Source organism: Spinactinospora alkalitolerans, from assembly GCF_013408795.1.
GTDB lineage: Bacteria > Actinomycetota > Actinomycetes > Streptosporangiales > Streptosporangiaceae > Spinactinospora > Spinactinospora alkalitolerans.
In genome coordinates this window covers 6,222,443-6,247,405 of the sequence record NZ_JACCCC010000001.1, presented here as the reverse complement: position 1 = coordinate 6,247,405, position 24,963 = coordinate 6,222,443, and the positions used below count along the sequence as shown (strand labels likewise).

Annotated in this window: 24 protein-coding genes; 3 read left to right on the top strand and 21 right to left on the bottom strand. The window is 69.0% G+C overall.

Annotated elements, in window-relative coordinates:
- Positions 1 to 190: 190 nt before the first annotated feature.
- Positions 191 to 1,483 carry a glycoside hydrolase family 6 protein gene (locus HDA32_RS27950; protein WP_179645988.1) on the top strand — a complete coding sequence of 431 codons (1,293 nt, stop codon included), beginning with the start codon at positions 191 to 193 and terminating at the stop codon, positions 1,481 to 1,483.
- 115 nt (positions 1,484 to 1,598) lie between these two features.
- Here the strand turns inward: HDA32_RS27950 and HDA32_RS27945 are convergent, their stop codons facing one another.
- The 21 genes from HDA32_RS27945 to HDA32_RS27845 all read right to left on the bottom strand — a co-directional run bounded on the left by HDA32_RS27945 (position 1,599) and on the right by HDA32_RS27845 (position 21,721).
- The gene (locus HDA32_RS27945; protein ID WP_179645987.1) at positions 1,599 to 2,186 is read right to left on the bottom strand and encodes a TIGR03086 family metal-binding protein; all 588 of its coding nucleotides are present in this window, start codon (positions 2,184 to 2,186) and stop codon (positions 1,599 to 1,601) included.
- Positions 2,187 to 2,850: 664 nt separating this feature from the next.
- On the bottom strand, positions 2,851 to 3,933 hold the full coding sequence (locus HDA32_RS27940) for a LuxR C-terminal-related transcriptional regulator (protein ID WP_179645986.1): 1,083 nt from the start codon (positions 3,931 to 3,933) through the stop codon (positions 2,851 to 2,853).
- A 235-nt stretch (positions 3,934 to 4,168) separates the two neighbouring features.
- Positions 4,169 to 5,308, bottom strand: a complete 1,140-nt coding sequence (locus tag HDA32_RS27935) for an alpha/beta hydrolase family protein (protein WP_179645985.1) — start codon at positions 5,306 to 5,308, stop codon at positions 4,169 to 4,171.
- A gap of 53 nt (positions 5,309 to 5,361) precedes the next feature.
- Positions 5,362 to 6,582, bottom strand: a complete 1,221-nt coding sequence (locus tag HDA32_RS27930) for an NAD(P)/FAD-dependent oxidoreductase (RefSeq protein WP_179645984.1) — start codon at positions 6,580 to 6,582, stop codon at positions 5,362 to 5,364.
- On the bottom strand, positions 6,557 to 6,760 hold the full coding sequence (locus HDA32_RS27925; RefSeq protein ID WP_218882633.1) for a ferredoxin: 204 nt from the start codon (positions 6,758 to 6,760) through the stop codon (positions 6,557 to 6,559). The genes HDA32_RS27930 and HDA32_RS27925 overlap by 26 nt, the downstream gene beginning before the upstream one ends.
- Before the next feature lie 31 nt (positions 6,761 to 6,791).
- The gene (locus tag HDA32_RS27920; protein ID WP_179645983.1) at positions 6,792 to 7,991 is read right to left on the bottom strand and encodes an amidohydrolase family protein; all 1,200 of its coding nucleotides are present in this window, start codon (positions 7,989 to 7,991) and stop codon (positions 6,792 to 6,794) included.
- Positions 7,988 to 8,575 carry an amino acid synthesis family protein gene (locus tag HDA32_RS27915; RefSeq protein WP_179645982.1) on the bottom strand — a complete coding sequence of 196 codons (588 nt, stop codon included), beginning with the start codon at positions 8,573 to 8,575 and terminating at the stop codon, positions 7,988 to 7,990. The genes HDA32_RS27920 and HDA32_RS27915 overlap by 4 nt, the downstream gene beginning before the upstream one ends.
- 222 nt (positions 8,576 to 8,797) lie before the next feature.
- Positions 8,798 to 10,090, bottom strand: a complete 1,293-nt coding sequence (locus tag HDA32_RS27910; RefSeq protein WP_179645981.1) for a TRAP transporter large permease — start codon at positions 10,088 to 10,090, stop codon at positions 8,798 to 8,800.
- Positions 10,091 to 10,152: 62 nt separating this feature from the next.
- Positions 10,153 to 10,659, bottom strand: coding sequence for a TRAP transporter small permease (locus tag HDA32_RS27905; RefSeq protein ID WP_179645980.1), 507 nt, complete (start codon positions 10,657 to 10,659; stop codon positions 10,153 to 10,155).
- Complete coding sequence (locus HDA32_RS27900; RefSeq protein ID WP_179645979.1) at positions 10,659 to 11,729, bottom strand: TRAP transporter substrate-binding protein; 1,071 nt, start codon at positions 11,727 to 11,729, stop codon at positions 10,659 to 10,661. Before HDA32_RS27900 ends, HDA32_RS27905 begins: the two co-directional genes overlap by 1 nt.
- Positions 11,730 to 12,158: 429 nt before the next feature.
- Complete coding sequence (locus HDA32_RS27895) at positions 12,159 to 13,802, bottom strand: thiamine pyrophosphate-binding protein (RefSeq protein WP_179645978.1); 1,644 nt, start codon at positions 13,800 to 13,802, stop codon at positions 12,159 to 12,161.
- Positions 13,793 to 14,581 (bottom strand): SDR family NAD(P)-dependent oxidoreductase, encoded by a 789-nt coding sequence (locus HDA32_RS27890; protein ID WP_179645977.1) that lies wholly within the window; start codon positions 14,579 to 14,581, stop codon positions 13,793 to 13,795. The genes HDA32_RS27895 and HDA32_RS27890 overlap by 10 nt, the downstream gene beginning before the upstream one ends.
- A complete protein-coding gene (locus HDA32_RS27885) occupies positions 14,578 to 14,856 on the bottom strand; it encodes a hypothetical protein (protein ID WP_218882632.1) in 279 nt (92 codons plus the stop codon). The genes HDA32_RS27890 and HDA32_RS27885 overlap by 4 nt, the downstream gene beginning before the upstream one ends.
- A gap of 21 nt (positions 14,857 to 14,877) precedes the next feature.
- The gene (locus HDA32_RS27880; RefSeq protein ID WP_179645976.1) at positions 14,878 to 15,393 is read right to left on the bottom strand and encodes a 3-phenylpropionate/cinnamic acid dioxygenase subunit beta; all 516 of its coding nucleotides are present in this window, start codon (positions 15,391 to 15,393) and stop codon (positions 14,878 to 14,880) included.
- Between the two features lie 5 nt (positions 15,394 to 15,398).
- On the bottom strand, positions 15,399 to 16,715 hold the full coding sequence (locus tag HDA32_RS27875) for an aromatic ring-hydroxylating oxygenase subunit alpha (protein ID WP_179645975.1): 1,317 nt from the start codon (positions 16,713 to 16,715) through the stop codon (positions 15,399 to 15,401).
- A gap of 3 nt (positions 16,716 to 16,718) precedes the next feature.
- A complete protein-coding gene (locus HDA32_RS27870; RefSeq protein WP_179645974.1) occupies positions 16,719 to 17,765 on the bottom strand; it encodes a dihydrodipicolinate synthase family protein in 1,047 nt (348 codons plus the stop codon).
- 68 nt (positions 17,766 to 17,833) lie between these two features.
- Entirely contained in the window at positions 17,834 to 18,679 is an 846-nt protein-coding gene (locus HDA32_RS27865; protein WP_179645973.1) for a DODA-type extradiol aromatic ring-opening family dioxygenase, read from the bottom strand.
- Entirely contained in the window at positions 18,679 to 18,930 is a 252-nt protein-coding gene (locus HDA32_RS27860; RefSeq protein ID WP_179645972.1) for a hypothetical protein, read from the bottom strand. Before HDA32_RS27860 ends, HDA32_RS27865 begins: the two co-directional genes overlap by 1 nt.
- Before the next feature lie 410 nt (positions 18,931 to 19,340).
- Positions 19,341 to 19,802, bottom strand: coding sequence for a RidA family protein (locus HDA32_RS27855; RefSeq protein ID WP_179645971.1), 462 nt, complete (start codon positions 19,800 to 19,802; stop codon positions 19,341 to 19,343).
- A 39-nt stretch (positions 19,803 to 19,841) separates the two neighbouring features.
- Positions 19,842 to 20,969: a PLP-dependent cysteine synthase family protein gene (locus tag HDA32_RS27850; protein ID WP_179645970.1), complete on the bottom strand. Its 1,128-nt coding sequence runs from the start codon at positions 20,967 to 20,969 to the stop codon at positions 19,842 to 19,844.
- Complete coding sequence (locus HDA32_RS27845; RefSeq protein ID WP_179645969.1) at positions 20,966 to 21,721, bottom strand: helix-turn-helix transcriptional regulator; 756 nt, start codon at positions 21,719 to 21,721, stop codon at positions 20,966 to 20,968. The genes HDA32_RS27850 and HDA32_RS27845 overlap by 4 nt, the downstream gene beginning before the upstream one ends.
- 165 nt (positions 21,722 to 21,886) lie before the next feature.
- On the opposite strand from HDA32_RS27845, the gene HDA32_RS27840 reads away from it, so the two are divergent.
- Positions 21,887 to 23,260: an APC family permease gene (locus tag HDA32_RS27840; protein ID WP_179645968.1), complete on the top strand. Its 1,374-nt coding sequence runs from the start codon at positions 21,887 to 21,889 to the stop codon at positions 23,258 to 23,260.
- A 7-nt stretch (positions 23,261 to 23,267) separates the two neighbouring features.
- Positions 23,268 to 24,458, top strand: a complete 1,191-nt coding sequence (locus tag HDA32_RS27835; protein WP_179645967.1) for an FAD-dependent oxidoreductase — start codon at positions 23,268 to 23,270, stop codon at positions 24,456 to 24,458.
- Positions 24,459 to 24,963 lie beyond the last annotated feature (505 nt).

The following is a 24,963-nucleotide window of genomic DNA, read 5'->3' as shown; positions in this document are numbered from 1 at the left end:
GCGCGCCGGCCGTCCCCGCCCGGTCGGGGGCCGCCCGGCCCGGTCCGAGCGCGGTCCGGATAATGACGGGATGTCCCCACCTCTTTACAGAACGCTTTCGCTGGTTTAAGGTTCGGCGTTATATGGGAGCGCTCCCATATTCGGGGGATCCACCGTCCACGGGGGCCGCTGCAACGACAAGGACTCGTGCATGTTCCGAAAACTCATGCGTCCAACGCTGGGCGCCGCGCTCGTCCTGGCCGCCGCGGTAGCGGTCGGCCCCTCTCCCGCGTCGGCCGCCGAGTCGGCGTTCTACGTCAACCCCGACACCCAGGCGGCCGAGTGGGTGCGGAACAACCCCGGCGATCCGCGCGCTTCGGTGATCGGTGACCGCATCGCCGATGTCCCGCAGGGCACCTGGTTCACCGAGTACAACCCGAACGAGGTCCGAGGGCAGGTCGACGCGCTGGTCGGCGCCGCAGCGGCCGAGGGCAAGACCCCGATCATGGTCGTCTACAACATCCCCAACCGCGACTGCAGCAACCACAGCGGCGGCGGTGCGCCCGACCACTCCGCCTACCGCTCGTGGGTCGACCAGGTCGCCGCGGGCCTGGAGGGCCGGCCGGCCACCATCGTCATGGAGCCCGACGTCCTCTCGCTGATGGGCAACTGCATGGACCGGGGCCAGCAGGACCAGGTCATGGAATCGATGGCCTACGCGGGCAAGGCGCTCATGGCCGGTTCGTCGCAGGCGCGCGTGTACTTCGACGCCGGCCACTCGAACTGGCACTCCCCCGCGGAGATCGCGTCACTGCTGAACGGCGCCGACATCGCCGGCAGCGCGCACGGCATCTCCAGCAACGTCTCCAACTACAACTGGACCTCCGATGAGGTGGCCTACGCGGAGCAGGTCATCGCGGCCACCGGCCACTCATCGCTGCGCGCGGTGATCGACACCAGCCGCAACGGCAACGGGCCCCGGGGGTCGGAGTGGTGCGACCCGGAGGGCCGGGCGATCGGCACGCCGAGCACGACCGACACCGGCAACGGGATGATCGACGCGTTCCTGTGGGTCAAGCTGCCCGGCGAAGCCGACGGCTGCGCCGCGTCCGCGGGGCAGTTCGTCCCCCAACTGGCCTACGACATGGCGATGGCCGCGCCGGACCCGGGACCCGAACCGGAGCCGGAACCCGAGCCGGAGCCCGGCGACGGCTGCACGGCCGCCTACTCGGTCACCAACGAGTGGTCGGACGGCTTCCAGGCCAACGTGACCGTCACGGCCGACTCCGGTATCGACGGGTGGACGGTGACGTGGGACTTCGCCGACGGCCAGAGCGTCAACCAGGCCTGGAACGCCACGGTCACCAGCAGCGGCACGCAAGTCACCGCGACCGACGCGGGCTACAACGGCCTTCTGGGCTCCGGTGAGAGCACCGACTTCGGCTTCACCGGAAACCACAGCGGGGCCAACGGGATCCCATCCCTGACCTGCACCGCCGACTGAGGCCGACCCGCACACCGGCAACCGGCACCTGAATGGGGAGGGCGCGACGGTGGCGCCCTCCCCGTTCCCCGTGCGCACCGCGCGGGCCGGTTCCGGTGCCGCTCGAGGGCCGGGGTCAGCGCGGTGCCCAGAAGGGGTCGCGGCCGCTGAGGCCCAGGGCGCGGTCGAACAGGGGAGCGTCGGCCGGGACGGCGACGACCGGGCCGAACAGGCCTTCGCGCGCCTGCGGATCGTCGGGGACGCTCGATGCGAAGGCGAAGCTTGCCCGGGCGTCGGCGGGAGCGCACTCATAAGGCCGCCCGATGGCGCGGGAGAGGTCCCAGCCGTGCAGCACCAGCTCGTTGCGGGCGACCATCCCGGCCTCCTGAGCGGGGAGTTCGAACCCTCCCGCGGCAGTGGTGCCCTGCCACGCCGCGGGGTCGCGCCACGCGGCAACGAGGTCGTCGAGGCGTCGCGCCAGGCGCTCGCGCCAGTCGGCGGGCAGGTCCGCGGCCGAGGGCGTCGGGGGCCCTCCGTCGGAAGGCGAGGAGGTCTTCTCGGCGGCGAGCCGGAAGACGCGCGCGAGCGCCAGGACGTGATCGAGCAGGTCGCCCACGGAGTAGCCGGCGCACGGGGTGGGGGCCGCGAGGTCGTCGTCGGTGATCTGCGCGGTCAGGGCCCTCATCCGGTCCGCCGCCGGCGCCAGATCCGGTTGCTCGTTCATGTTCGGCTCCTCTCGTCGCGGTCTCATCCGCCACGGTGTCCACTGAATCGTAGATCCCGGTACCGACGGAGAGAGCGACCGCGCACTCGGCCCGAGTCGTCGACGGCTCCCACCCGCGGGGAGGCGCGCCGTCTTCTGGTGGCGGGGCGCGAGCACCGGCGTGAAGACGGTCGGTCCGGGGTGCCGGACGGGAGGCCACCGGAGATCACCGAGACCGGCAGCGGAGCCGGTCCGGCAGGAGGTGCCGTCTGCCGGGCCGAAAGGCCTGCGGTGTCCGGAAGCAGGCTTACCGCTTCGTCGAGACGGGGCGTCCGGTCCGTCCGGTGGGACGTGCAAGCGGGTCTCATCTCGGTCGAGGTGGAAGGCCGCCGCGGCTTGTCTCCTCGCGGTCGAGACGCCGGGGTCTGCGGTGCGGAACGAGCCGAGGAGAGGAGGACCGGCCAGGCCGCCCGACTTGTTCGGCTCCCACGGCGGGAGCGGCCGTGGTGGTGTGCCGAACATGTTCGTGAACGTCACGCCGGCGGCGAACGGGCCGCCGTCGCGCTGTCCGCGCAGTCGATCGAGGTGATCCGGGTCGGCCAGGCGCTCGCCGGGCTGGGCGCGGCCGCGCTGCCGCCCACGACTCTGGCGCTGATCAGCCACGCGGTAATGGAACCCGGGAGGCTCATTCCCCGGGAATCGTCTCCCGGTCGCGGGAAGACCAAATGAGTTGGACGAGTTCGGCCCGGTTGTGAACGTTGGTCTTGGCGAATATCCGTTTGAGATGCTGCTTTACCGTGTTCTCGCTGACAAATGCCTTCTGTGCGATATGCTTGGTTGTGAGCCCTTGGCTGACAAGTGTGGCGATCTCCTGTTCCCGGGGGGAGAGCACTCCCCATACCGGAAGTGCCGAGGACTGCTCGTCGGCGCACTCGTACAGAAGGCTGATGACCGACTCCTTGCCGGGTCCGCGGTACGACCTCACGATGACCTTCTGTCCGGAGGCCCCGTCGCGCACACTGGTCGTCCCGGCCTGCCGGCCGTCTTCGGCGAATTCTGATATCACACCGTCGACGAGACCTTCGAGGCCAGAGGACCGTGAAGTACCCGGTGCACTGTCCAGGCACCCCATAATACGCTTTGCATTCCGGTTGGCGAACAGTCTTCTTCCCTGGAGGTCACTGACGACGACACCATGAGGGAAATGGTCGAGCACTCCCTGGACCAGAGTCGCCTGCTCTCCCAGCGCGTCCAGTCTCCGGGCACGTTCGATGGCCAGGCTGAGGTGTTCGCTGATTAATCTCGCCAGGCTCAGGTCCTCTTCGCAGAAAGGACGACCATCGGTCGCACGGGCGAAGTTGATGGTGCCGACCACGTTTCCCGACTCCATGATGGGCGCTTCCATGGAGTAGGCGAGGCCCTCGCTGAGCAGGATCGATCTCGCGGCGGACGAGTGCCATCGCAACGGGCTCAGCATCACGTGGGAGTCCGCGGGGAGACCGTGCTCGAGAACCGCCTCCAGCACGGGGTCGTCGCGACGCCCCTGCTCCTCGTAGGCGTGCATGAAGAGGTCACTGAGGGTTGACGTCCTCTCCAGCACCGGAGTCGCGTCATTCACGAAACGGTAGAAACCGATCCCGTCGGCAGGGAGCACTTCTTCTACGGTCCCGAAGTAGACTTCACGGACCTCGTTGATCGTCTGCGTCTGGTTGAGTTCGCGAGCGAATTTGTAGAATCCGTTGCCGGTGAGGTCGACTTTCCCATTCACGGAACCACCCCCCAATTTGCCGACCGATAGGATTCCCTGGCCAGATGGTAACCTGACTCGACACGGCGAACATTAACATTTCGGAAACGAATGTTAACTCCGAATTGCTCTTGCCTGGCTACCCACAGCACATGCAAAACCGACGGGGAATCCGGCCGAAGGCGCAGGGGGCCGCCGGCAGGAGTCTCCCGCCGGCGATCCCGGACTTCCGGCCTCGCAGCCACGAATCGTGTACTCAGATTCTGTGCAGCATCCAGTCGGCCAACCTCGCCGCGGCGACGGCCAGGTAGTCGTAGTTGCAGTGCAGCGAGCCCGCTCCGCCGTAATAGTCGACGGTCACGTCGTCGACGGTCAGTGCCGCCTCGAAACGACGCGCTCCCTTGATGTCCATGATGATGTCGTTCTCGCCGTGCATGACGTATACCGGGATGTCCAGCTTCTCGGCAACGCCGTCGAGGGTGAACCGGGCGAGCTTCTCGCGGGCCTCGGCGTCGTCCTTCGAGCCGGACAGCCACTGGAGCTGCTGCTGCAGGGGAGGGTAGTACTCGTAGAAGTCCGTCAGGATGCTCCAGGTACCGCACCAGGCCGCCACGGCCTTGACCCGCGGCTCGAAGGCCGCCGCACGCGGCGCGTAGTACCCGCCGAAGCTGACTCCGGCGAGGCCGAGCCGGTCCATCTCGACGTCGTCGCGCTCAGCCAGGAAGTCGAGGATGGCCTTCACGGGGACCTCGTAGTCGTGGCGGCTGTACATCTTCTTGAAACGCAGGGAGCCGCCGCGCCCGGGGGTGTCGACCATGACGACGTTCATTCCGCGGGCCGGGAACTCGGTGCCACCGAGGAAGTACAGTTCCTCGGCCCACGAGTCGGCGCCACCGAGCATGAGCACCGTGGGACGCTTCTCGCCTGAGGCGTCCGGACGAACGACGTAGCCGTCCATCGTCTGGCCCTCGAAGGGAACACTGATTCGCTCGATGAGCCCGCCGGTGAGCTCCGCCGCCTTCCGGAAGTTCCGCGTTCCCTCGATGTAGGCCTCGTCCCGGCGCGGATCCGTGGAGGAGAGGAAGAACTCGGAATGCCGCCAGTAGCTCATCGAACGGAACAGAGCGCGGCGACCCGTCGTGATGTCGCCCGCTTCCAGGGCGGAGTGGCCGGCCTCCGCGGTCTCCTTGGCGGTCCGGCTCCACTCCCGCTGCCAGACCTCGGGGTCAGTGGTCTGCGAACCGATACGGGCCGCCGTCCGCGCGCACTCGAACAGGTCGGAACCCCCGACCGCGACCTGGGCGAGCAGCCGCATCGTCTGCAGCGACCAGTCCTCGTGCTGGGGGAACAACTCGATGATGGACAGGGCGTCGCCCTGGGGCTTGGTCTCGGTCACGTCTACTCCTTTTGGTCGTTCCGGAAGGGTTTTCGGGGAGGTGGTCGGGGTCCTCAGCCGCCGATCGCCGACGGTGCCTCCGTGACGTCGCCCCAGAGGACCTGGTCCCGGATAGCGGTGCGGTATCGGGCGAGCTCTCGGGGCACGTTGACGCACACCGCGCCCCGTACCAGGCCGTCGCGCCCGTACAGTGCCACGAGCCTGTCGTCGTCGAGTTCCTTGATGGCGACCTCGCTCGCCGCGGACGCGCGTCCCACGAAGCGCATACGGGCCTCGTACTGGTCGGTCCAGAAGTACGGGACCGCGCTGAAGGCCTCCCCGTGGCCCAGAAGGGTGTGGGCGGCCCGTCTTCCCTGCTCGACGGCGTTCGTCCAGTGCTCGACGCGGATCTCCTCGTCGAACAGCGGGTTGTACCAGCGTGCGACGTCCCCGGCCGCCACCACACCGGGAACGGAGGTCGACAGGTCGGAGTGGCAGACCACGCCGTTGGTCGTCTGGACGCCGCTGCCGTCGAGCCATTCGGTGACCGGGCTCGCCCCGACCCCCGCCACGACGACGTCGGCGTTGACGACGCGTCCGTTGCTCAGGGTGAGGACAGCGCCGTCACCGAGGCGCTCGATCGTCTCCACGGTGCACGTGCAGACGATCTCCACCCCGTTGCGTGCGTGCAGGGCGCGGAACCAGGCCCCGACCTCGTCGCCCAGAGCACGGCTCAGCGGGACCAGTCCGACCTCGACGATCGTCACGTCGAGACCCAGTTGCCGGACGGTCGCGGCGATCTCCAGTCCGATGAATCCGGCTCCGATGAGAACGAGGTGCCGGCCGGGGCGCAGGCGCTCGCGAAGTCGCAGACCGTCCTCGATCGACCGGAGTACCTGGACGGGCGGGGCGTTCTCCGTGCTGGGCAGGCGCCGTGCCCGTGAACCGGTGGCGATGACGAGGCCGTCGTAACCCACGGTCGTGCCGTCGTCGAGCAGGACCGTGCGCCGCGCGGTGTCGAGCTGGACGGCGGCGTTCCCGAGCCGGGTGGTGATGGCGTTGTCCTCGTACCACTCGGGCGCGCGAAGGCTCAGCCTCTCCACCGCCACACCGCTGAGCAGCGCTTCCTTGGACAGGGGCGGCCTGTCGTAGGGCAGTTCGTTCTCCGCTGAGATGAGCGTGACGTCGCCCTCGAACCCGTGCTCCCTCAGCGCCTCAGCAGCGTGCACCCCGGCCAGTGAACCCCCGACGATGGCGATCCGCCGCACGTCAGGAGCTCTCGATGGAGATCGCACGTGCGGGGCATCCTCGTACGGCCGCCTCGGCCTCGGCACGACGGTCCTCCGTCGGGGTCTCGTTCAGCAGCACGGCCTTGTCGGTGCGATCGTCAAGGTCGAACAACCCGGGGCTCTCGATCAGGCAGTTCGCGTACCCCTGGCACGCCTCCAGATCGAGGACCAGCTTCATTCCCATGTCCTGTCACCTCCGTGACGTCCTTCGAGACTCAGTGAGCGCTCGAGTCCAGGTGCGGGATCCGCGGCTCGACGTTCGCGCTGCGCGCGGAAGCGGGGGTGTTCCGGCTCTTCAGCGCGCGAACGCGGCCCGCGGTGATGACCGCGGAGATTCCGGGGATGTCGCCGACGGCGAGCGCGCCGCGCGCGCTGTCACGGGTCGAGCCCCACGGCGCGTCCATGACGACGAGGTCGCCCGCTCGCCCCGGGGTGACCAGTCCGGCCGGAAGGTTCCACGTTCGGGCGTTGTTGCCCGAGGCGGCCGCCCACACGAGCGCGGGGTCGAGACCGGTCAGCGACGCGAGCTCGGCGACGGTCTTGATCACTCCCAGGGGCATGACGCCGGTACCGGTGGGCGTGTCCGACCCGATGACGATCCGGGACAGGGCGTCCTGCCGCACCGCACGCTCGAGAATGCGCACGGCCGACCTGAGGTTCCCGGCCTGGACCAGCTGGAGCGCCATACCGGTCTCGTCCATGATCGTGTCGACCCCGTCAGGGTCCAGCGACGTCGGTCCGCCGTTGATGTGGCCGCAGACGTCCGGTGCCAGCGCCAGCAGGTGCTCGGGCGTGATCGGCTTACTTCCCGGGATGCTCGCCCCGCCGGAGTGGCACATGACCGTGATGCCGTGCTGTTTGGCCCATCTGACCTGGTCGACTCCCTCGGCGGGGTCCTTGTAGCGGCCGAAGCCGAACTTCGCGAGGACGACCCCGGCATCCTGGAGGTCGGCGAAGTCGCGTTCCTGGAGCGTCGGCTCCAGGACCACGGAACCGGCGTGGACGGTCATCCCGCCGGGGTGGAAGTTCTCGAAACAGGTCCGTGCGGCGATGGCCAGGGCCTTGACCCCGACAGCGGTGTGCGGGCGTCCCGGAGCGTGGATCTCTCCGGGGCTCACAACGCTGGTGATCCCGCCGTGGACGTAACCGGCGAGGAAGTCGACGGTCTTCTGCCTCGGTGTGTAGTCACCGAGCACGACGTGGCAGTGGGAGTCGATGAGTCCCGGCGCGACGGTCGAACCCCGGGCGTCCACGACGGTGTCGGCGTTGTCGATCGCGGCTCTCAGGTCACGCGCGTTCCCGACGTCGCTGATCGTGCCGTCGGTGACGACGACTGTGTCCGCTCCGTCCACAATGGGCGCTTCGATGTCACCCGAGAAGACGGTGGCGGCCCCGGTGACAGCGAGCGTGTTCATCGCGCCCCGCCCTTCTCGGCGACCTCGGCTACGCTCATGCCCCCGACCCGCGCGTTGAGCCGACCGCGGTTGGTCACCACGCCGATGACGACGAGCTCGTCCGGGTGAGGCGCGTCGGGAACGCGGATCTGCACGCCGTCGTAGTGGCCGCGCACCCAGACGTCGTCCTTGTACGCGGTCGGCACGTCGATGACGTCGCCGGCGACCGCGGGTTTCGTCATGGACGTGATCCAGGCCTTCCCGCCTCCGATGGCCTCACGGAAGGCGTCCCCGAAGACCGAGGTCAGAGCCGCGTTGACGTGCTCCTGTTCCCCTTCCGAGCCCACGAGGCCGCCCTTGCCGTAGCTCTCCACCGGCTGCCCGAGGAGGCGGACGGCCTCGAGTCCCAGGGACCGTCCCAGCTCGTTCGAGGCGCTGATGACGCCGGAGAGGTCGTCCACGTACCCCTGTCCTGCATACGGGTTCCTGATGACCGCGCAGACGGCGACCTTGCGCAGTTCCTCCCCGTCCGATCTGCCTGCCGACGATCGGACCGCCTCGATCTGTGCGAAGGTCTTTCGGACCTCAAGCGGAGAGCCGGCCACGGGACCTCCTCCTTTTCCATGGTGTTCGCCGGGTTCGTCAGCACCGGCTCCTGCGATTGGTAGCGACGCTACGGCGGCTTTGGTCTCGCCGACATCACCCGGTCGGGTAGATCCGGGGCCTGCGGTGGGCGGCGGCACGAGGGCAGGCTGAAGGCATGCCGGGGCCGGGGGCGGCGGGCCGCCTGCCGCCGCCCCCGGCTCCGGCGGACCGGGAGCGCGGACTCAGTCGACCGCGAAGAGGACCGTCCCCGGCCAGACGATGAAGACCGTCATCGCCACGGCGAACGGAATCAGGAAGGGGAGGGTCCCGCGGAATACCGTCACGGCGTCCAGCGATCTGTCCAGGCCGGAGGTGATGAAGGCGTTGACGCCCACCGGCGGGGTGACCGCTCCGATCGTGGTGACCAGGACGACGATGACCGTGAACCAGACGATGTCATAGCCCAGTCCCGTGATCAGCGGGAACAGTAGAGGGATGCTGATGACGAGGAACCCCAGGGCGTCCATGATCGCGCCGCCGACCAGGTAGATCGCCACGACTATGAGCACGATGACGATCGGTGCGACCGGCAGGCTTGCGACCCGCTCGGCCAGATCGAACGGCAGTCGGCTGAGCGTGAGGAACCGGCCGAAGACGACGGCGCCGGCCACCAGCAGGATCACCATCGCTGAGACCCGCAGCGTCTCGATGACCGACTTCCAGAACACGGCCCAGGTCAGGCTGCGTCCTATGACGCCGATGACGATGGCTCCGAACGCGCCCACCGCGGCCGCCTCCGTCGGTGTGAACAGGCCCGCGAACAGTCCGCCGATGGCGACGAGGAAGAGCACGCCGACCTCGATCACGCCGCTCAGGGAGGCGAGCCGCTGCCTCCAGGTCGCCTTCGGTCCGGGCGGGCCGAGTTCCGGTCTGAACCAGCACATGACGAACACGGTGGCGAGCAGCAGCACGCCGACGAGGATCCCCGGGGCGAGAGCGGCCTGGAAGAGCTTGGTGATGGACTGCTGGGACTGGACCGCGATGATGATGAGCGCGGTCGACGGTGGGATGAGGATCCCCAGGGTCCCTCCGACCGCGACCGCTCCCCCGGACAGGCGCCGGCTGTAACCGTACTTCCTCATCTCCGGCAGGGCGACCGCGCCGATGGTCGCGGTCGAGGCCGAGTTCGAGCCGGAGACGGCCGAGAAGCCGATGCTCGCGGTGATGGTCGTCGCGGCCACGCCCCCGGGGAGGTGCCCGATCCAGGTGTAGGCGGCGTCGAAGAGCTTCCCGCTCATCCCCGTACGGAAGACGATCTGACCCATGAGGATGAACAGCGGGACGACCGCCATCGTGTAGGAGGAGAACTGCCGGTAGACGTCCGCCGCCATCAGATGCAGCGCCGCTTCCACGTCGCTGATGATCACGGCACCGACGAAGCCGACACCGAGCATGGCGAAGGACACCGGCATCCTGAGGAAGAGGATGCCCAGCATGATGACGATGCCGAGGATCGCGACGAGTGTCGGGGTCACGAGATGCTCCGTTCAGCGCGAGGGGGACGGGGAGTGGGGCCGGGGGGCCGCTGGTGAGCTGGTCACCAGATGTCCGCTTCGGCCGACGGAGAACGCCATGAGCGGGTGACGCGGCCGAGGTCGCCGATGAGGGCGGCGAGCAGACCGAGGACACCGACGAGGAGAAGGCACACCAGGGGCCAGAGCGGAATGCGCAGGGCCTCGGTGGCGGAGCCGGTCGCGTACATGGTGAGTCCGTATCCGAGCAGGCTGAGCGCCAGCTGGACGAACAGCGCGATCGAGGCGAGCGTCACGACGGCCCCGATGACGAGGCGGACGCGCCTGCCCAACCGGTTGGTGACGATGTCGACGGAGACGTGCGACCTGTGGACCTGCGCCTCACCGAGCGCCAGCGCGCTGACCACGAGGCCCGCCATCGACACGACCTCGTAGGTGCTCTGGATCGGTGCGGCGAACGTCCGCAGAACGATGTTGGCGACGAGCAGCAGCATCATCGCGACCAGCGCCGTACCACCGATGTGGGCGAGAGACCGCGAGAACCGGTCTGTCACGGCGACGAGCTCCGTCATCACGAGGTCTCCGTTTCGAGTTCTTCGGCGTGCTGGTCGGCCAGCTCGCGCATGCGGTCCAGCACCTCCCGGGCGTCGAAGTCGGCGTCGGAGCGCCGGGCGACCCAGTCGTCGGTGAGCCGCTCCATGCGCGCGTCCAGCTCCTCGCGGACCTCCGGGTCGAGCTCGGCCGTCTCCACGCCGTGCTCGCTCCTCGCCCATGCGATGGCCTCCCCGACGTTCTCGTCGTCGTGGAACTCCGAGGCGAAGGCCGTCATCTCCTCGCGCAGGTCGAGGATGGCCTCCTGTACGTGCTCGGGCAGGGCGTCGAAGGCCTGCTGGTCCATGACGGCCACGAAGCTGTTCGAAAGGCCGAAGGGATAGTCGGTGACGTATCCGACCTGCTCGGCGAGCGAGAAGTCCCGCAGGACCTCGCGCGAGGAGACGTAGCCGTCGATGACACCGATCTGGAGGTTCTCCGCGACGTCTGCCATGGACAGGCTGAGCGGCGACGCGCCCAGGGACTCCAGCGTGGGGATCGTTGCGCCGGAGCTGCGGAGGTCTCGTCCGGCGAGATCCGACAGGCTCCGGACCGGTGTCTGCGTCTGCAGGTAGGCCGGCTCCGTGGTGAACGCGGTGATGATCTGGTAGCCGTCGAACTCCGCGGGCTCGTATTCGAGCAGGAGGTCGAGGAACGCGGCGCTGCCCACTCGCGCGCTCTCGATCCCGACCGGCTGGTTGATCACCGAGGAGAACGGGAACCGCCTGCTGTCGTAGGCCGGGGAGTCCAGACCGACGTCCACCACTCCCGCGGACACGCCGTCGTAGATGTCGCCCGCGGACATCAGCGTTCCACCGGGGTAGGTCTGGACCGTCACCTGCCCGTCGGTCCTCTCAGCGAGCCGGTCGGCCCACTCCTCCATCTGCACCCCCGGAAACGACGCGGCCGGCGCGAAGAACGCGTAGCTCAGCCGGATCTCGTCGTCAGGGGCGATCGCGGCGGCACTCCCTCCTCCGCCCATACACGCGGTGAGCAGGAGCGCGGTGCCCGACGCGGTGATCGCCGCGATAAAGCGGTTCCTTCGAGACATCTCGATCTCCAGAGTTCTGGTCAGCGGCAAGCGGCGGGAACGAGCGGGAAAGCGGCGACGGCCCCGAGACCGCAGCGAGCGTGTTGAGGGACGTTACCGATGGCTGACGGGCTGGTCGTGACCCATACGGGTACAAAGTGCGGCCGGAGTCGGTGACCAGTGGCCGGGGATTACGTTGCGTGGCCGTCTCGTTCGAGGGCCACCCACGTGTCGTGGTGGCGATGGAGGAGTGCCGGCCCCGGATGGTCGGCGGGGACTGCTCAAGCGGGTGGCGTCCGCACCAACCCGGCTCCGGTGCGCGGGAGGCGGGCGCCGCGGTGAACGGGGGGTGCCGGCCGCGGTCGTGTCCGCGGACACCGCCGGGTGCGCCCGGCGCCGGCTCCCACCGGCCCGGGCCTGAACCACCCGGCGTCGCGGGCAGGTGGTGGATCAGTGCCCGGCGAAGTCCTGCTCGGCCCAGGGGCCGACCACCGTCGGATCGATCCGGATGTCAAGGACGAGGACACCGCGCGGTTCGGCGAACCAGTCGGCGGCCTGCGCGAGGTCGGAGTGCTCCCGGACGGTGACCGCCCGCGCCCCGGCGCCCCGGGCGAGCCCCGCGATGTCGACGTCCGGGAACCGCACGAGGTCGAGTCCTGAACCGTAGTGGAGGAAATGGTGGACCTCGGCGCCGTAGGCCTGGTCGTCGTAGACCACGACGAGGACGTCCAGGTCCAGGCGCACGAGCGTCTCGAGTTCGGATACCGCCATGAGGAACCCGCCGTCGCCGGTGGCGAGGACGGTGAGCCGGTCGGGTCTGGCGATGGCCGCGCCCACAGCGGCGCCCAGGCCCAGCCCGATGGACTGGAACCCCGCGCTGGTGAAGACGAATCCGGCGGGGTCGGGCACGGACCAGCCCATCGCCGGCCAGCCGATGAAGTGACCGCCGTCCAGCACGACGGAGCGCTCGGCGGGCAGCATCCCTTCCAACCGGGCGGTGATGTCGGCGGGATGGCATGTGCCCTCGGCGGAGGGCCCGGACTGAGCGAGGTCGCGGGACCGCTCGACCCGGCCGAACTCGCTCGCGGAGGGGCGGTCGCCGACCTCGGCCAGCAGCGCGCGTACCGTGGCGTCGACGTCTGCGACGATGCCGACGCCGACGTGTTCGTTGCGGCCGAGAGCGCTGTGTTCCCGGTCGACCTGGACCACCTTGACCTGCCCGTGGAAGATCGTGTCGCCGCGCGTCGTCCACGTCGTGAGCGTGGCCCCCAGCGCCAGGATCAGGTCAGCGGACTCCAGGGTCTCCACCGCGGTGGAGGTGGAGAACCCTCCCGCGATGCCGACGTCCCGGGGGTGCCCGGCGAACATGCCCTTGGCGACCGCGGTCGTCGCGAGGCGCGCCCCGATCCTGTCGGCGAGCGCGGCGGTCGCGTCACAGGCCCCCGACAGCCATGCGCCTCGACCCGCGAGGAGCACGGGACGGCGGGCGGACAGCAGGTCGTCCGCCAGTTCGGCGACAACGTGGGCCGCTGGTCGCGGACGTCCCGTCGGCCGGAGGATCGAGACGGGGCCGTCAGGTGAGGACGCGGTGGACGCCTGCACGTCCAGCGGCATGTTGAGGACGACCGGACGGTGCTCGTCGAGTGCCCGGCGACAGGCGCGGGCCGTATCGGCCGCGACCGTGCCGGGCCGGTGGAGATGCTCGGCGATCCCGCCCGCGGCGGTGATCAGCGCGGCCTGGTCGAGGTAGAAGTTGGAACGGGTCATCCCGGCCGATGTCGCCCCGGAGAGGACCACGATCGGGCTCCGGCTCTTGGCGGCCTCCGCGAGTGCCGTCAGGGTGTTGGTCAGGCCCGGCCCCTGGTGGACGCTGCAGACGGCGATCCGTCCCGTGGTCCGCCAGTGGGCGTCGGCCATGGCTAGGGCGCCCGCCTCGTGGCGGGCGCCGACGAATCGTGCCCCGCTTCGGACGAGCGCGTCGGTGGCGACGAAGTTGCCGCTGCCCACGACCCCGAAGACGGTGTCGATCCCGCAGGCGGCGAGCGTCGCCCCCACCACTTTCGCCCCGTTGGCGGCGTCTCCGGTCACGTCCATGCACCGCTTCCGGCATCGGTGTTGATGACGATCCCGGTGACGATCCGGGCGGCGCTCGGATCGGCGAGATAGGCGTAGGCGCCGCTGTGGTCCTCCGGCCGCGGCGTGACCCCGAGGACGTTGCTGCGGGCGATGCGTTCGTCGCGCCCCTCGACCCGATCGGCGGTCAGCTCTTGGCCGAGGGACCGCAATCCACCGAAACGCGTGCCACCGGTCCCGCCTGGCGCGACACCGTTGACCCGGACTCTCGGTGCGAGGTCGGCCGAGAGGTGGTCCACGACCCCCCGGAGCGCCCACTTCGAGCTGCCGTAGAGCACGCCGCCGCCACGCGGGTGGAACGCCGACTCCGACAGCGTCAGCGTCACCGAGCCGCGGGCCGCGCTCAGCGCCTCGTGACACACGTTGATCGCCTTCAGAGAGCCGAGGACGTTGGTGTGCCACATCTCGTCGCCCGCCGATTCCAGCTCCGCAGGGGTGAGCTCACGGATGGACACGTAGTGGTCGAACACCCCGACACAGCTGGTGAGGTGGTCGAGGCCGCCGTCGTCGTTGCGCGCGACGGCCAACGCCTCGGCCAGGGCCTCGCGGTCCGTGGCGTCGCCGACGACCACCCGGAGACGGTCGCCACCGCCGCGGCGCAGCACGTCGGCGTGCTCGGGGGATCTCTCGAGCACCGTGACGCGGGCACCGAGGGCGAGGTAGCGTTCGCAGACAGCCTGCCCGATACCCGATCCGCCCCCGGTGACCAGCATGCTCAGTCCCTTCAGGCCCCCGCTCATGGTCCCGGTTTCCTCGCCAGCAGGGACGTGATGAACTCCGGTTCCTGGTAGCTCAGACAGTCCAGCGCGACCGCGTCGAAGCGGACACACGTGTTGCGCCTGGGCGACCAGATCTCCAGCCTCACCCCGTTGCGGGTTTCGACTCTGCGTACGACGACGTCGACGAACTCGTTGGCGACGACAATGGGTCCCTCGTCGCCTCCGTCCCGCGGGTAGTGGAGAACCTCGCCGTCGCCGGGGTTCTCCGCCTCCGGGATGGGAACGGCCTCACTCATGGGTGCGCTCCTTCGGTCGGGTCAGAGGAGGATCGACAGGTTGTGCCCGTTGATGACGGACTGGTCGAGCACCGCGTAGCGCCGCGCCAGCAGCAGCCCGCCGTCCACGCGACGGACCGTGTCCTTGCGGGCGATCGAGTAGAGGTTCGGCTCGACGCTGTCGCCCCGGCTCCGGTAGATGAGGCAGTTCGACGACACGAGGAGTTCGCCCTCCCGCTCGCCCGGGTCGGCCACGACGTTCGTGACGTAGTGACGCGTGCGTGACGGTGGCTGCTCCGCCCAGGCGAAGTCCGTCTCGAGCCGTTCCACCCGCAGCGTGAGCGTCTGCTTGTCGTCGTCGAAGATCCTGGACGTCGGCGAGACCTCCCAGTCGGCCTGGCCCTCCCGGGTCACACGGAGCGGCACGATGTACCTGATGTCGTCCGTCAGGTGGTCGAGCCAGTCCCGAAACCTGCGTTCGTCGAGTGCGAGGGCTTCCCTGTGGAGGAAGTCGGTGGCGTCGAGGACCGCGTCCCGGTCTGGTTTCTTCGATGCCACGCCGATCACACCTGTCCGGTCATGTAGTCGGACCACCGGGACCACAGGTTCCGGAAGTTGGAGTCGTTGACGTAGGGCTTGACCACGTGTCCGGGCCCGGGGAAGTCGGGGTCCCTGACGCTGTCCATCCCCATGACGTAGGGGAACTCGATGTTCCTGGCCATGGTCGACCCGGCCGAACGGGTCACGCGCGCCCAGTTCTCCAGGTCGTCCTGCTCGAAGGTCCCCGCCTGGGCGAAGGTCAGCGTGTAGGCGCGGTAGGCCTCCTGCTTGTACTCGTCCGAGGCGTCCTTGGGGACCAGGCACCAGGAGTACATCTCGGTCTTGCCCGGACCGATCGGGTGGTACAGGCGCATGGTCACGAACCGCACGCCCGTCTGCCCCGGGACGATGCTGAACGGCTGCATGAGGAAGGACAGGTTGGGGAACACCGTTCCGACCGCGGTCCGGGTCTGGGAGAAGACCTCGACCTGTTCCGGCGACAGGCTGCGGCGCATCTCGTCGGCCAGTTCCTCCGGGAACCCCGCGAAGGGCGGGAAGCCCGGCGTGTGGCCGAGCCCGATACCGTGCCCCTTCCCGGGGATGCTCGCGGCCCAGCCCTGGCTGTGCGTCGCCCCCGAGGAGGCGAAGTAGCCGAGGTTGAACCCGAACTGGTGGGCGACCGGGGTGTGGTATCCGTCCCCGGAGAAGTTCTCGGCGGCGATCTTCCAGTCGGTCTCCGTCACCCAGTGGTCAGGGGGACCGTGCACCTCGCTGCCCGAGTTCCCCTGCTTGAGGTAGAGGTCCAGGTAGAACTGGAATCCCCCGAGGTACTCGTCGAGCGGCGGCGCGTCCGGGTCGAGCGTTCCGAACACCAGGCCCGCGTAGGTCTGCGTACGCACCTTGATCAGGCCCCAGTCGCGCTTGTCGATCCTGCCTTCGTAGCCCTCCTTCATGTAGGGGACCCCGACGAGCTCCCCGGAGTTCTTGTACACCCATCCGTGGTAGGAGCAACGGAAGTGCGAGGCGTTGCCCATCTCGGACTTGCACATCATGTTGCCGCGGTGGCGGCACATGTTGAGGCTGGCGTGGATCTCCCCCGACTCGTCGCGGGCGACGATGAGGTTGTTGTTCGCTATGTAGCGCGTGACGTAGTCACCGCGGTCGGGGATCTCGGACTCGTGGGCCAGGAAGCACCAGGCCTTGGAGAAGACCCGCTGCTGCTCGATGTCGAAGATCTCCTGGTCGTTGAAGACACGAGCCGGGAAACGCCCCTGCGCGATACCGTCCCTGATGCTTTCGAGGCCCGCTTCGACGCCGGCACCGATGGGCTTCGTCGCCATGGCTCACACCTTCTCGGCGGTCCGGGACGAGGAGGAGTCCAGCCGCGCCTCGATCTCGGCGGTGATCTGCTTGTAGCGCTCGACGTGCTCGAGCGTCGTCTTGTGGTGGACCTCGGGAAGCAGGTCCTCGGTGTAGGGCACCCGGCTCTTGCCGACGTCCATGTAGCCGGCGGCGTTGACGCGGATCTTCTCGAGGGGAATGTTGTACTTCGCGAACTCGAAGAAGTCCTGTCCGACGATGAAGGGCTCGTGGGCCCACCGCAGACGCTCCGTCAGCCAGCGGGCGTCCTCGGTGCGCCCTTCGCGGAGGGCGTCACGCAGCGCGAGGACGGGAGCGGGACCCATGGCGGTGGTCGACGACCACGCCATTCCGACCAGCTCTTCGCCGTACATCTCCCACGCCGGGAACCAGTCGGTCTCGATCGGCATCAGGGGGAAGTTCGTCCCGGTGTGGGCCATGTCGTTGTGGTACCGGAAGCCGACCGACGCTCCTCCGGCGTACTTGACCGCCACGACCTGAGGCAGGTCGACGAGGGTGCGGTAGACGGAGCGCGGGATGACCCCGCCGAAGGCGGCCGTGTTGTCATAGACGACGATGGCCAGCTCGGGCACAGCCTCGGCGACGTCCCGGTAGAACCTCTCCATGATCGGCGCGACCATGTCGCCCCACATGGGACGGCCGAGCAGGGTCCCGGTGACCCCGATGTCCGCCAGGAACCTCATCCGCGCAATGGTGTCGCGGGTGTTGAGGGTGGTGGCGCCGACGAAGACGGGGAAGTCGGGGTTCTCCGACCGTGCGGTCTCGGCCACACACGAGGCGTACGCCTTCCACTCCTCCAGCGTCAGCGTGCCCATCTCGCCCAGAGTGCCGTTGGTGGCGATCGCGTCCACGCCGTCACGGATGAGGGACCGGATCATGCGCTCGGTCTCCTCGAGGTTCACGGTGTTCTCGGCATCGACCCGGTCCGCTCCCGGAAGGGCCGGCGTAGGGGGGTAGGCCATGACGCCTCGCATGTCGCGACCGGTCACCTTGGGAAGTCTGCTGCTCATCGGGTCCTACCTTCTTCTCGATGTTGAACGGGGTGCTCGTGGGGCGTTCGCGGGTCGGGCGGCCGGATTCAGATCCGCGCCGCGGCGACGGCGGTCCCTGTGAGCCACTCGGGGACCGGCTCGTAGGCCAGGACGTCGAACGGCACCTGGACCGAGCCCGCCGCGACGAGCCACGTCCGGATCTCGTGGGCGCCGTTTCCGGCGGCGTCGATCTCCTCGGCGGTGTAGGAGAGGAGGCGGCTCTCGTCACCGCTCTCGAACCGGCTGATGAAGTCACGGTCGAACTCCGTGTTGACCTGCCCCGACTCCGGCAGACCGACCCAGTGGGACAGGCCGCCCGTGCCGACGACGACCACCCGCTGGACCTCGGTCTGCGCCTCGACCGCGCGGCGGATCATCCTTCCGAAGTCGTGGCAGCGCCTCACGGTCGGCCAGGGCGGGTTGACGCCGTTGACGATGATGGGAACGAGGGGGTACTTCGACTCGGGATCGAGGTGTTTGAAGGGAACGCAGAAGTTCTCGTCGAACTCCAGCCCGCCTTCCACCAGGGCGGGGTCGAAATCCGACTCCAGGGCGAACTCGTACACGTGCCGACCGAGCCGGGAGTGCCCCGGATACTGGTGCTGTTCTACGTTGAGGAAATCTCCCATTTCCTTGGTGACCGGCCCCGTATACGAGTCGCTCGTCGCGACGGCGAATGCCGGAAGGTTTCCCAGGTGGAAATTGGTGAAATGCTCGACGGAAACAGCGATGATCACGTCCGGTGCGAGCGCGTCGATTCGGCTTCGAGCCTCAGCGAAAGCGGATTCCACGGCCTCGCGCTTCGCGGGTTCCGCGCGTTCGGGCCATCCCGTGATGCCGGGTGAGTGCGAAGCGGTGAAAGCACCCACAACACGTCCGGTGGTCTCAGCCATCAGTTCTTCTCCCCCCGTATCTGGGCGTAGTAGTCAGCACGGTCGACCTTCAGCTGGATCGCGCAGAAATAGATCAGGTAGGGGTTGAACCCACGCTCGTACATGGCTTTGAAGTCGAGTTCGCGCATAGCGACGCGGTCCTCACCCCCAATACCGTAGGAATCGAGTATCGGGTCCGGATCAGCGAGGTACCGATCCGCCAGGTTCGGGTCCTTGCGAATGTCCCACAGCAGTTTGTGGAGGCTGTACACCGGCTCACCTTCCTCGTTCCTCTGATGGCTTTTCGTCGACACGGCGCGGATACGCCCGACCAGTGGATTTCCGTTGTGGACCCTCCGACCCGGGTCACGAAGCGGTGGGTTTCCTGGTGTTGGTGTCCAAAGCCTAAGGAAATGGTGTTGCCGGCCGCGTTACCCTTTCGGGTAGTTTCCGGCGAGGAGGCCGGACGCACTCCGGCGTCCGGCGACGCCGGGGCGCTCCGCGTCTTGCGCACGTGGGGGTGTGGGGCAGGGACGGCGGTCCGAGGCGTGCTCCGGCATCGCGGCGGCCTGCCGCGGCAGTTCGGGCGCCTACGCCGAGGCCGTGCGCCGTGCCCTGCCCGGCGCTTTGCGGGTGGCCGACCGACCGCCCACCTCGCCGCCCGCCTCGACCGCGCTGCGACTCAGGCCAGGGCGGCGGTGATCTCCACTTCGACCGGTGCGTCCAATGGCAGGGCTGCCACGCCGACCGCGCTGCGGACGTGCGCCCCCGCGCCGCCGAAGGCGATGCCGAGCAGCTCGCTCGCGCCGTTGAGGACGGCGGGTTGGCCGGTGAATCCGGGTGCGCCGGCGACGAACCCGGTGACCTTCACGACCCGCGCGACCGCGGACAGGTCGCCGACGACCGCCCTGACCGCCGCGAGGGCGTTCAGCGCGCACTGCCGGGCCTGCTCCTCGGCCTCCTCGGGAGAAACGTCGGCGCCGACCTTGCCGGTGATCGCAAGGACCCCGTCCTGCAGCGGGAGCTGGCCGGAGGTGTACACGTATCCGCCGCTGACGGCGGCCGGGACGTAGAGCGCGACCGGGTCGGGGGCCGGGGGGAGCTTGAGGCCGGCGTCGGCGAGGCGTTCTTCGGGGGTGGACATGGCGTCCCTCCTTGCTGTTGAGCGCACGGATGCGGGATGTCAGGCCAGGTGGCCGGTGCGCAGGAAGTCTTCGAGGCGGGCGGAGTAGGGGGCCGGATCCAGGCCGGCGGAGGCGAGCCACTGATCGTCGTAGTAGCGGTCGAGGTAGCGCTCGCCGGGGTCGCACAGGAGGGTGACGACACTGCCGCGCTCGCCGCGTTCGCGCATCTGCGAGACGAGTCGGCAGGCGGCCCAGGTGCCGGTGCCCGTGGAGGCCCCGCACTTGCGGCCGAGCAGGCGCTCCAGGACGCGGATCGTGGCGATCGACGCTGCGTCGGGCACCCGCATCATGCGGTCGATCGCGTCGGGGACGAAGCTGGGCTCGACGCGCTGCCGGCCGATTCCCTCGATGCGTGAGCCCCGGGCGGCGTGCGCGTCGGGGTCGTGCTCCGCCCAGCCGTCGAAGAAGGCGGAGTTCTCCGGGTCGGCGACGCAGATGCCGGTGGCGCGCTGGGTGTAGTGCACGTACCGCGCCAGGGTCGCGGAGGTGCCGCCGGTGCCGGCGCCGGTGACGATCCAGGTGGGTTCGGGGAACCGCTCGTCCCGCATCTGCTGGAAGATCGATTCGGCGATGTTGTTGTTGCCCCGCCAGTCGGTGGCGCGCTCGGCGTAGGTGAACTGGTCCATGTAGTGGCCGCCGGTCTCGTCGACCAGCCGCGCCGCGACGTCGTAGACCTCGCAGGGGTCGTCCACGAGGTGGCAGCGGCCGCCGTGGAACTCGATCAGCTCGATCTTCGAGAGGGCGGTGCTCTTCGCCATGACCGCGATGAAGGGAACGCCGATCAGCCGGGCGAAGTAGGCCTCGCTGATCGCCGTCGATCCGGAGGATGCCTCGATGACGGGGCGGTCCGGACGGACCCAGCCGTTGCACAGGCCGTAGAGGAACAGCGAGCGGGCCAGGCGGTGCTTGAGCGAGCCGGTGGGGTGGGTCGACTCGTCCTTGAGGTAGAGGTCGACGCCCCACGCGGGCGGCAGGGGCACGGCGAGCAGATGGGTGTCGGCGGAGCGGTTCGCGTCGGTCTGGACCTTGCGGACGGCCTCGCGGAGCCAGGCGCGGTAGGCGGGGTCGTAGCGGTCGATGTCGGTCTCGGCGGGGGCGCCGACCGGGGTGCCGGGGAGTGCGGTCATCGGGTGTCGTCCTCCGCTCGTCGGCCGGTGCCGCGTTCGGCGAGTTCGTTGAGGTAGTTGTAGACGGTGAAGCGGGAGACCGAGATCGCCTCGGCGATGATCTCCACCGCGTCCTTGACGAGGAAGACCCCCCACTCCTGCAGCTGCGCCACGATCTGGAGCTTGTGTCGCTTCTTCATCAGTTCCACCGGGATGCCCTGCGCGGCCACGGCCTCCCGGACGAGCGCTGAGGTCAGTTCCTCGACGCTGCGTGGGAAGCTCTCCTTCGGTCCGTCCTCGGCGGGTGGGGCCGGTACCGCGTTCGGCGTCCCCGGCACCAGCAGCCCGCCGATCAACTCGTGCGCCCGCCGCAGGTCGGTGACGTCGACGTTCAGGCACAGCGCGGCGACCGGTGCGCCGCCGGGGAGACGCACGACGATGGTGCTGGAACGGCCCTCGCGCCCGTCGGGCAGCTGCGTGGAGTAGCCGATCAAGTGGTCCGGGGCGCCTGCCCGCACATGCTGGATGAGCAGGTCGGTCGCCGGAGCGCCGGGACCGCGCCCGGTGACGCCGCCCGCGATCCGGTGGACGGAGTCGGGCAACCGGGTGAGGTCGTGCAGCACGACCTCGCATCCCGGGCCGAGCGCCGCCGCCAGCGGGTCGACGACCTGCGCCAATACGTCGAGCATGGCGCCAGCCTGCGCCTGCTCCGATTCCGTCAACTCGATGTCCCCGGACACGGGCCGTGCCCGGGGCGTGTGTGTGCTGTCCATGCTTGCTCCCTCTTCGGCCGGGTCGGACGCGCAGAGCGGCCATGGGCAATTTTCAACCATGAGACAAGGTATTGCAATAGAGGTTGACATCTGCCAATCTCTGTGAGGTCATCCAACTCTGCGTGAGAATGCTCACGGTGTGGCACCTCTACCTGCGGGAGCAGCATGTCCTCAACGGCGCAGCAGGCATCGGCCCAGGGCGGATCGAACCACTTGAAGCGGGAGATCGGACTCGTCGGTGCCCTCGGCATCTCGTTCCACCAGATCGTCGGCGGCGGCGTCATCGCCCTGACCGGCACGGCGATCGCCATGACCGGCGGTGGTACGCCGATCGCCTTCGCCACCGCCACCGTGCTCGTCATGGTCGTCGCCGCGCCGATCTCGGCACTCGGCGCAGCCATGCCGACCACCGGCGGCGCGTACGTCTATCCGGCCCGGCTGCTCCACCCCCTGGCCGGGTACCTCAACATGTGGCTGTGGACGCTCGGCAACCTCTCGCTGAGCATCTACGGCATCGCGGCGGGGCAGTACCTGCACTCGCTCGATCCGTGGTTCGACGCGCAGCTCGTCGCCATCATCATGATCGTCGGCTTCTACGCGGCCAACCTGCTCGGCGCCGCCGTCTCCGCCCGGATCGGCGTGGTCCTGGGTGTCGTCATGATGCTGGCCTTCGGGATGTTCATCGTCTTCGGGCTCCTCGGCGTCGAGCACTGGGAGGTCTTCGCCCATCCCATCCCCAACGGCACGCTGGAACTGTTCAAGGCAGCCGCACTGCTGTCCTTCGCGACCCGCGGCGGTCAGGTCGTGGCCGAACTCGGCGACGAGTTGAAGAACCCCGGGCGCAACATCCCCATCGCCTGCCTGGGCGGCACGGCACTCGCGGGCGTGCTGTACATCCTGCTCGCGCTGCCCTCCGCCGGCGTTCTGCCGATCGAGGAAGTCGCGAACCAGCCGATGTCGGTGGTCGCCCAACACATCACCGGGCAGGCCGGCTTCGTCTTCTTCGTCCTGGGCGGCAGCGTCGTCGCGCTCGTCGGCTCGCTCAACTCCAACCTCTTGTGGGGCACGAAGGCCCTGCTCGCCGCGGTCCAGGACGGCTGGTTCCCGCGCCGGCTCGGCGCCGTCAACCGCCGCTTCGGGACCCCGCACTGGTTGCTCACGCTGATGTTCGTGATCGGCATCGCCCCGGTGCTCACCGGACTGGACATGGCCGACATCGCCAACGCGGCATCCGCTCTCCAGCAGGTCAACGCGGTACTCATCGTCGCAGCGGCGGTCCGGCTGCGCACCGTGCGGCGTGACCTGTACACCGCCGCGCCGTTCAAGCTCGGCGCGAGGACCATGCGAGTGCTGCTGGCCGCCACCGTCCTCATCTCCGCCTGGCAGTTCACGCTACTGACCGCCGACCTGACGCCCTCGGTGATCACCGCAGGGGCGGCGTGGATCGCGCTGGGCGCCGCCTGGGCCGCCTACCGGTACCCCAAACTCCCCACTCGCGACGACGGCGCGGTCGGCACCGCGCCCGCAGGAAAGGACTGACACCGCGATGGAAGAGATCGTCGTCTACGGCGCCCCCTGGTGCCCCGACTGCGTGCGCAGCAAGCGCTTCCTGGCCACGCACGGCGTGCCCTACAGTTGGATCGACGTCGACCGGGACCCGGCCGCTGAGACCCGCGTGCGCGAGCTGCAGGGCGGCGCCCGGCGCATACCGGACGTCGTCTTCCCCGACGGCAGCCACCTCGTCGAGCCCTCCGACGAGGAGTTGGCGCGCAAGCTCGGCCTGGTCGCGCGGGCCGAGCGCGGAATCTATGACCTGATCGTGATCGGCGGCGGCCCGGCCGGGCTGACGGCCGGTGTGTACGCGGCGCGCGAGGACCTGGCCGTGCTCGTCGTCGACGCGGGCGGATTCGGCGGCCAGGCCACCACGACCCAGCGCATCGACAACTACCCGGGCTTTCCTGATGGGATCGGCGGCCCCGACCTGGTGGACCTGTTCATCCGCCACAGCAGGAGCGGCGGCGTCGAACCGCTGCCCGCCACCAGAGTCGAGAGCCTGGCGCGGGACGGCGGTGCCGTGGCAGCCGAGCTGTCCAACGGGCAGCGGATCACGGGCACCGCCGCGCTCGTCGCCACCGGTACCACCTACCGCCGCCTGGGCGTCCCCGGCGAGGAGGAACTCGTCGGCTCCGGCGTCCACTTCTGCTCCACCTGTGACGGCCCCTCCTACCGCGGCCGCCGTCGGCTCGCAGTGATCGGCGGCGGCAACAGTGCCTGCGAGGAGGCTCTCTACCTCGCCCAACTCGTCGATGAGGTCGTCATCCTGCAGAACCTCGGCGACCTGACCGCGGACGCCGTCCTGCGCGAGCGCGTGCGCCGGGCCCCGAACATCCGTGTGCGCACCGGTGTGCGCGTCACCGGGTTCCGCGGTGGCGACGAGCTGGAGGCGGTGATGTTCACCGGCCCCCACGGTGCGGAGGAGATCGCACCTGACGGCGTCTTCGTCTTCATCGGCCTGACCCCCAATTCCGCCTTCCTGCAGGGGAGCGTCGAGCTGGATCCGCACGGCTACGTCCGCACCGACGCCCACCACCGCACCTCGCTGCCCGCCGTCTTCGCCGCGGGCGACGTGCGCACAGGAACGGCCAAGCAGCTGGTCACGGCTGCCGGCGATGCGGTTGCGGCCTTCCTCTCCGCGCGAAAGGAGATCGAGCAGGTCCGCTTGGCCTCCGTACCCTGATGCCCCGCACAGGAAGAGCGGCGCCGACCGGAGCCGGAGCCTCGTCAGGCATCGGTCGGCACCGATGGGGCATCCGCCGTTCGAGTCGACACCGCCTGGAACGCGTCCCGCAGACGTTCCTGCGGTCCTTGTTCGAGGCGCCCCGTCTCGACATCGGCTTCGACGAGGACCGCGGCGAGCTGCGGACCGCGGTGATCCCGCTGCCCGAGACCGCCGCCGCGAAGCCCCTCGTCGGTCCAATGGTCGGCCGGTTCTCCATGCCCTCGGGACCCTGCCGGACCTCGTCCGCGGGTCCGAGCTCTTCTCAGGGCAAGCCGCTGCGCCGACCGGGACATGATCACTAGGGTGCACGAATCGCCCCTGCCCCGCTAGTGTCCTGTCAGGCTGGAGCGTTCGCTATTCGTTGAGGGACCGGCAGTAGCCGGCGAGTCGGTCGAGGATCTCCTCGGCGCTCTTGTGCCAGGTAAAGGGTCGGGGGTTTCGTTCCAATGGCTGGAATCGCCGG